5 protein-coding genes are annotated in these 6,807 nt (G+C 72.1%); all 5 read right to left on the bottom strand.

Annotation, left to right across the window (positions count from 1 at the left end; all coding sequences use genetic code 11):
• Positions 1-24: 24 nt before the first annotated feature.
• A complete protein-coding gene (locus ACIQOV_RS20245) occupies positions 25-489 on the bottom strand; it encodes a DciA family protein (protein WP_223244507.1) in 465 nt (154 codons plus the stop codon).
• Positions 490-879: 390 nt separating this feature from the next.
• The gene (gene recF / locus ACIQOV_RS20240; RefSeq protein ID WP_359906992.1) at positions 880-2,013 is read right to left on the bottom strand and encodes a DNA replication/repair protein RecF; all 1,134 of its coding nucleotides are present in this window, start codon (positions 2,011-2,013) and stop codon (positions 880-882) included.
• Positions 2,014-2,054: 41 nt separating this feature from the next.
• Positions 2,055-2,930 (bottom strand): phosphogluconate dehydrogenase (NAD(+)-dependent, decarboxylating), encoded by an 876-nt coding sequence (gene gnd, locus ACIQOV_RS20235; protein ID WP_359906995.1) that lies wholly within the window; start codon positions 2,928-2,930, stop codon positions 2,055-2,057.
• 171 nt (positions 2,931-3,101) lie between these two features.
• On the bottom strand, positions 3,102-4,232 hold the full coding sequence (gene dnaN, locus ACIQOV_RS20230) for a DNA polymerase III subunit beta (RefSeq protein ID WP_074001900.1): 1,131 nt from the start codon (positions 4,230-4,232) through the stop codon (positions 3,102-3,104).
• Positions 4,233-5,243: 1,011 nt separating this feature from the next.
• A partial coding sequence (dnaA, locus tag ACIQOV_RS20225; protein WP_401050249.1) for a chromosomal replication initiator protein DnaA occupies positions 5,244-6,807 on the bottom strand: 1,564 nt, incomplete at its 5' end.

The raw sequence follows: 6,807 nt of genomic DNA, 5'->3' as shown, positions 1-6,807 counted from the left end.
CCCGGCGGCCGCCCGGTCCCCCGGTCAGCCCCAGGTGTCGCCCGGCCCCTTGCTCCCCGGCGCACGCAGCCGGCCGTAGCCGCGGGCGGGCGCCGCCGGGCCGAGCACCTTGATGGTCCGGACCGTCCCGTGCCCCAGCTCGTGGTTCAGACGGGCCACCAACTGCCGTGCCAGCCAGCGCAGTTGGGTGGCCCAGGCGGTGGAGTCGCACTGCACGGTGAGCACCGCGGCGGCCTCGTCGTAGGAGGAGGGATGGCAGTGCGCGGCGATGTCCGGGCCGACGATCTGCGGCCAGCGGCCCATCACCCCGCCGACGGCGGCCGAGGACTCCCAGCCGCGCTCGGTCAGCAGCCGGTTGAGCGCCGCACCCAGCGGGACGGGGTCGCGGCCGTCCGAGCGGGCACCACTGCGCAGGCCGTGCCGCTTCGCCTCGCGCTTCTCGCGGACCTGCTCACCGCGCTGGCGGGCCTGGGCACGGGCCGCCCGCAGCGCGGAGCGGGCGAGGTCGGCACCGGTCGGCGCGGGAGCGCCGGGCTCGGCGGCGTCGGACCGGGGTGCTCCGGGCTCGGGAGCTCCGGGCTTGGGTGCTCCGGACCTGGGGGAGTGCTCCGCCGGCTCGCTCACGGCGATCTCCTTTCCCCAGCCTGTGGACAACGGTCGCGGTCGCGCGCCCGCCGAGCCGTCCAGCCTACGGGAGCGGCCGGACCCCTCGGACCGGAGCGGGGGTGGGCGGTGCGCGGAAGTGGTCGCGGTGCGTGACGGCGGTGTGGTGGTCCGGGTGCGGCGGCACCGGTGAAAGGGGACTCCGGCGAGCGGGGGCACCACCGGCGCCGGTGAAGGGGGTACCCGGGCGGAAGCCGCCGCTGGAAGAGCGTTCGGTCAGGCGTCGATCCGGCGCACCGCGCCGTCGGAGACCGCGAACCGGGCGCCGGCCAGCGCCTTCGGCACGTCCTCGGCGACCGCCGCGGTCACCAGCACCTGCTCCCCGTCGGCCACCAGCTCGGCCAGCCGGTCCCGGCGGGCGGCGTCCAGCTCGGCGAACACGTCGTCCAGGATCAGCACCGGCTCGCCGCCGTCGGCGCGCAGCAGCTCGTACGAGGCCAGCCGCAGCGCCAGCGCGAACGACCAGGACTCGCCATGGCTGGCGTAGCCCTTGGCGGGCAGCGGGCCGAGCCTGAGCAGCAGCTCGTCGCGGTGCGGGCCGACCAGGGTGACGCCGCGATCGACCTCCTGCTTGCGGGCCGCCTGCAGCGCGTTCAGCAGCTGCTCCTCGGCCTGCTCGCGACTGGTCGGCAGTTCGCCCTCGAAGGAGCTGCGGTACTCCAGGGCGGTGTCGCCGCCGCCCGGGGCGAGCTGCCCGTACGCGGCCGCCACCAGCGGCTGCAGGGCGGCCACCAGCTGGATCCGGAAGGCCGTCAACTCGGCGCCGGCGCGGGCGAGATGGCCGTCCCAGACCTCCAGGGTGGACAGGTCGGCGCCCTTGCCGCCGCCGGCCCGGCGGGCCATCGCGGCGGTCTTCAGCAGGGCGTTGCGCTGCTTGAGCACCCGCTCGTAGTCCTGCCGCACCCCGGCCAGCCGGGGTGCCCGGGCGGTCAGCAGCTCGTCCAGGAAGCGCCGCCGCTCACCCGGGTCCCCCTTGACCAGGCTGAGGTCCTCGGGGGCGAACAGCACGGTGCGCAGCAGGCCCAGCACGTCGCGCGGGCGGACGTTGTCGGAGCGGTTGATCCGGGCCCGGTTGGCCTTGCCCGGGGTGAGCTCCAGCTCGATCAGGGTGGAGCGGCCGCGGTCCACCACCGAGGTGCGGACCACCGCCCGCTCGGCGCCCAGCCGGATCAGCGGGGCGTCGGTGGCGACCCGGTGGCTGCCCAGGGTGGCGACGTAGCCGATCGCCTCGACCAGGTTGGTCTTGCCCTGGCCGTTCGGTCCGACGAAGGCGGTCACGCCCGGGTCGAGCGGAACCTCGGCCCGGGCGTACGACCGGAAGTCGGCGAGCGACAGATGCGCGACGTGCATGGCTGTGGACTGCGCCCGCCTTCTTGTGGAGGACCTGCTGGTTACTTGGACTCGACCGCGTGGCCGCCGAACTGGTTGCGCAGCGCGGCGATCATCTTCATCTGCGGCGAGTCCTCCTGGCGGGAGGCGAAGCGGGCGAACAGCGAGGCGGTGATGGCCGGCAGCGGCACGGCGTGGTCGATCGCGGCCTCGACGGTCCAGCGGCCCTCGCCGGAGTCGGCGGCCCAGCCGCGCAGCTTGTCCAGGTGCTCGTCCTCGTCCAGGGCGCGGACGGACAGGTCCAGCAGCCAGGAGCGGATGACGGTGCCCTCCTGCCAGCTGCGGAAGACCTCGCGCACGTCGGTGACCTCGGGGGCGGCCTCCAGCAGCTCCCAGCCCTCGGCGAAGGCCTGCATCATCGCGTACTCGATGCCGTTGTGGACCATCTTGGCGAAGTGGCCGGCGCCCACGGCACCCGCGTGCACCGAGCCGAACTCGCCCTCGGGCTTGAGGGCGTCGAAGACCGGCTGGGCCTTGGCGACGTGCTCGGCGTCGCCGCCGTACATCAGCGCGTAGCCGTTCTCCAGGCCCCAGACGCCGCCGGAGACGCCGCAGTCCACGAAGCCGATGCCCTTGGCGGCCAGCGCCTCGGCGTGCTTGATGTCGTCGGTCCAACGGGAGTTGCCGCCGTCGACCACCACGTCGCCGGGGGAGAGCAGCTCGGCGAGCTCGTCGACGGTGGCCTGGGTGGCGGCGCCGGCCGGGACCATGACCCAGACCACGCGCGGGCCCTGGAGCTTGGTGACGAGCTCCTGGAGGCTGTCGACGTCGGAGATGTCCGGGTTGCGGTCGTACCCGATGACGGTGTGGCCGGCGCGGCGGATCCGCTCGCGCATGTTGCCGCCCATCTTGCCGAGACCGATGAGGCCGAGCTCCATGACCAAGTCCTTACCTGTGGTGACGTGCCTGCCGGCGGCGCCGTTGCCGCACTCCTTGAGCCTACGCGCTGGAGCGGACCCGGCCGTCTGCGGTCGGGCCGGGCGGGGGAGACGTCCACAGGCTGTGCACAGCGGGTGTGCACAGCCTGTGGACGGTAGGACGCGGCGGGATCAGCCGGAGAGGCGGACCGGCATGATCAGGTACTGGTAGGCCTTGTCCTCCTCGGCGTCCACCGAGACCTTGCCGCTGAGCAGCGCGGGCTTGGTCGGGGTGGTGAAGCTGAGCTGGGCGAAGGGGGAGTCGATGGCCTTGAGGCCCTCCTCCAGGTAGCCCGGGTTGAAGGCGATCGAGATGGCGTCGCCCTCCAGGGAGGCCTCGATCCGCTCGGTGGCCTGGGCGTCGTCGCCCGAACCGGCCTCCAGGGTCAGGACGCCCTCCTCGAAGTTGAGGCGGACCGGGGTGTTGCGCTCGGCGACCAGCGAGACGCGCTTGAGCGCCTCCAGGAAGGGCTGGGTCTGGATCGCGGCGATCGCGTTGAACTCGGTCGGGAACAGGCTGCGGAACTTGGGGAACTCGCCCTCCAGCAGCCGGGTGGTGGTCCGGCGGCCGGCGCCCTCGAAACCGATCAGGCCCTCGCCCGCGCCGCCCGAGGAGAGCGCGATGGAGACGTTGTCGCCGCTGCCCAGGGACTTGGCGATGTCCTGGAGGGTCTTGGCGGGGACCAGCGCGACGGCGGAGATGTCCGACTGCTCGGGCTTCCACAGCAGCTCGCGGACGGCGAAGCGGTAGCGGTCGGTGGCGGCCAGGGTGATCCGGTCGCCCTCGATCTCGACCCGGACACCGGTGAGCACCGGGAGGGTGTCGTCCCGGCCGGCGGCGACCGCGGCCTGGCTGACGGCCGAGGCGAAGACGTCGCCGGAGACGGTGCCGGTGGCGGTCGGCATCTGGGGGAGCGCGGGGTACTCGTCCACCGGGAGGGTGGGGAGGGTGAAGCGGGAGCTGCCGCAGACCACGCTGACGCGCTGGCCGTCGGTGGAGATCTCCACCGGCCGGTTGGGGAGGTTGCGGGAGATGTCGTTCAGCAGCCGGCCGGAGACCAGGACGGTGCCGGCCTCCTCGACGTCCGCCTCCAGCTCGACCCGGGCCGAGACCTCGTAGTCGAAGCCGGACAGCGCCAGACTGCCCTCCTGCGCGGTCAGCAGCAGGCCGGCCAGCACCGGCACCGGCGGCCGTGCCGGGAGGCTGCGGGCAGCCCAGGCCACCGCCTCCGCGAGGACGTCACGCTCCACCCGGAACTTCACCGGTAACCGCCTCCTGGATCGAGCGCTCCCGCTCGCACTCTGGTTCGTCTGATCTTGATCGTCGGTTCGGCTGTCCGCCGAGCTCGGTCACTCCGCTTCCAGTCGCAAGGACAGTCTGACGTACTCCGCCGACAGACGGGGCAGACGGGCGCAAGCAACCCGAACGGTTGTCGGAGACCGGTTGTCCACAGATTCGGGGCCCACCCACTTTGAAAGCAAGTCCGGGGTCTAAATGTGTAGTGGTAGTAGTAGGGCCTGTGGAAACCGTGGATAACCCCGTTTCCCCAGGTCAGAGCCCGAATTTTGTCCACAGCGGCTGTGGACGGCGGCTGTGGACGGGCAGGCCGCGCTGTGGACAGCCGAGCGTTACCCACAGGCCACGCTGGGTATCCACAGGTTATCCCCAGGGCTGTCCCCAGATCCGGGCCCGGTTATCCACGGGCGCCGGTCAACTTTTCGTGACGCCTTTCACACCAGGGTATGAACGGTAGCCCACGGTTGTCGAACTGTGGACGCCGCTGTGGACAACCTGGGGATAACCGCCCTTCCCCTGGGGACAACCGGTGGATAACCCGGACGGCCCAGTGGCGGCCCGTCAACTGTCCACAGCCTGTGGATAACCGTTGTGCACAAGTCCACAGGCACGTGACCTGCGCGGAAGAGCGTAGCGGTGACGGGCCTGTGGACGAATTCTGGATAACTCCGCACTCCCCACCCTGTGGACGGTGGAGGAGGGGCCGGTCCTGTGGACAACGGCCTTGCGCGCCCTCGGTTTTCGAATCACCGGTCAGTTGTTCGGCGCGGGCTGTGGACTGGCGGAACGTCCGTCGACGGCATCCCTGCCCAGCCGGCGCGCACCGCACACCTGTGGACGTGCGAAAGGGCGTCAGGATTCGCTCCTGACGCCCTGGGGCCGTGCCGCGTCGTGCCGTGCCGGGTGTTCGTGCGGTACCGCGCCGCGTGCCGTGCAGCGCCGCGTGGCACCCGGCACGACACCCGGCACGGAGTCGGCTAGCTCTTGATGCGGTTGGTGAGTTCGGTGACCTGGTTGTAGATCGAGCGCCGCTCGGCCATCAGCGAGCGGATCTTGCGGTCCGCGTGCATCACCGTGGTGTGGTCGCGGCCGCCGAACTGCGCACCGATCTTCGGCAGCGAGAGGTCGGTGAGCTCACGGCAGAGGTACATCGCGATCTGCCGGGCCGTCACCAGCACGCGGCTGCGCGAGGATCCGCAGAGGTCGTCCACCCCCAGGCCGAAGTACGCGGCGGTCTGCTGCATGATGACCTGCGCGGTGATCTCCGGGCCGGCGTCCTCGTCCCCGCCGGGGATCAGGTCCTTGAGGACGATCCCGGCCAACTCCAGGTCCACCGGGGCCCGGTTGAGGTTGGCGAAGGCGGTGACCCGGATCAGGGCGCCCTCCAACTCCCGGATGTTGCGGGTGATCCGGGAGGCGATGAACTCCAACACGTCGGCGGGAGCGTTGAGTTGTTCCTGGATCGCCTTCTTGCGCAGGATCGCGATCCGGGTCTCCAGCTCCGGCGGGGTGACGTCGGTGATCAGACCCCACTCGAAGCGGTTGCGCAGCCGGTCCTCCAGCGTGGTCAGCAGCTTGGGCGGCCGGTCCGAGGAGAGGACGATCTGCTTGTTCGCGTTGTGCAGGGTGTTGAAGGTGTGGAAGAACTCCTCCTGCGTGGACTCCTTGCTCGCGAGGAACTGGATGTCGTCCACGAGCAGGATGTCCATGTCCCGGTAGCGGCGGCGGAAGGTGTCCGCCTTGCCGTCCCGGATCGAGTTGATGAACTCGTTGGTGAACTCCTCCGAGGACACGTAGCGCACCCGGGTGCCCGGGAAGAGGCTGCGCGAGTAGTGCCCGATGGCGTGCAGCAGGTGGGTCTTGCCCAGCCCGGACTCGCCGTAGATGAAGAGCGGGTTGTACGCCTTGGCCGGGGCCTCGGCGACCGCCACCGCCGCCGCGTGCGCGAAGCGGTTGCTGGCGCCGATCACGAAGGTGTCGAACAGGTACTTGGGGTTCAGCCGGGCGGCCGGCTCGTCCTTGCGGGAGCCGCCGGCCGGGGGAGCGCCGGGCGGGGCGGGCACCCCGGGGACGCCGGGACGCTCGGCGGAGCGCTCCGGGGAGGCCTTCTCCGCGGGACGGCCGCCGGTGGGGCGGGAACCGCCGGCCCGGCGGCCGGCGCCGGCCCGCGGCTGCTCGTTCGGGCCGGGGCCGTAGGCGCCGCCGAAGAGGTCGCCCTGGGTGGTCGCGGGCGGGCCGGGGACGGGCCGCGGCGCCTGGCGGGGCGCGGGCTCCTCCGGGTCGCGGTAGGCGGGCGGCTGCTCCTGGTAGCCCTGCCAGCCCTGGCCGCCGCCGGGGCCGCCGTACGGGGCCTGGCGCGGGTCGTAGCCGCCGGTGTCGTAGCGGGGCCGCTCGTAGTCCTGCTCGTACGGCTGCCCCTGACCCTGCTCGTAGGGCTGGCCCTGCTCGTACGGCTGGCCGTGTTCGTACGACTGCGGGTAGTCCTGGCCGCCGTAGTCGGGGGCGTCCTCCTCGGCCGGGCCCGGGTAGGGCTCGGCGGGG

This window comes from Kitasatospora sp. NPDC091257 (genome assembly GCF_044757675.1).
Lineage (GTDB): Bacteria > Actinomycetota > Actinomycetes > Streptomycetales > Streptomycetaceae > Kitasatospora > Kitasatospora lactacystinica.
The sequence above is the reverse complement of the archived record's forward strand: the minus strand, read 5'-3'. Positions and strand labels throughout refer to the sequence as shown.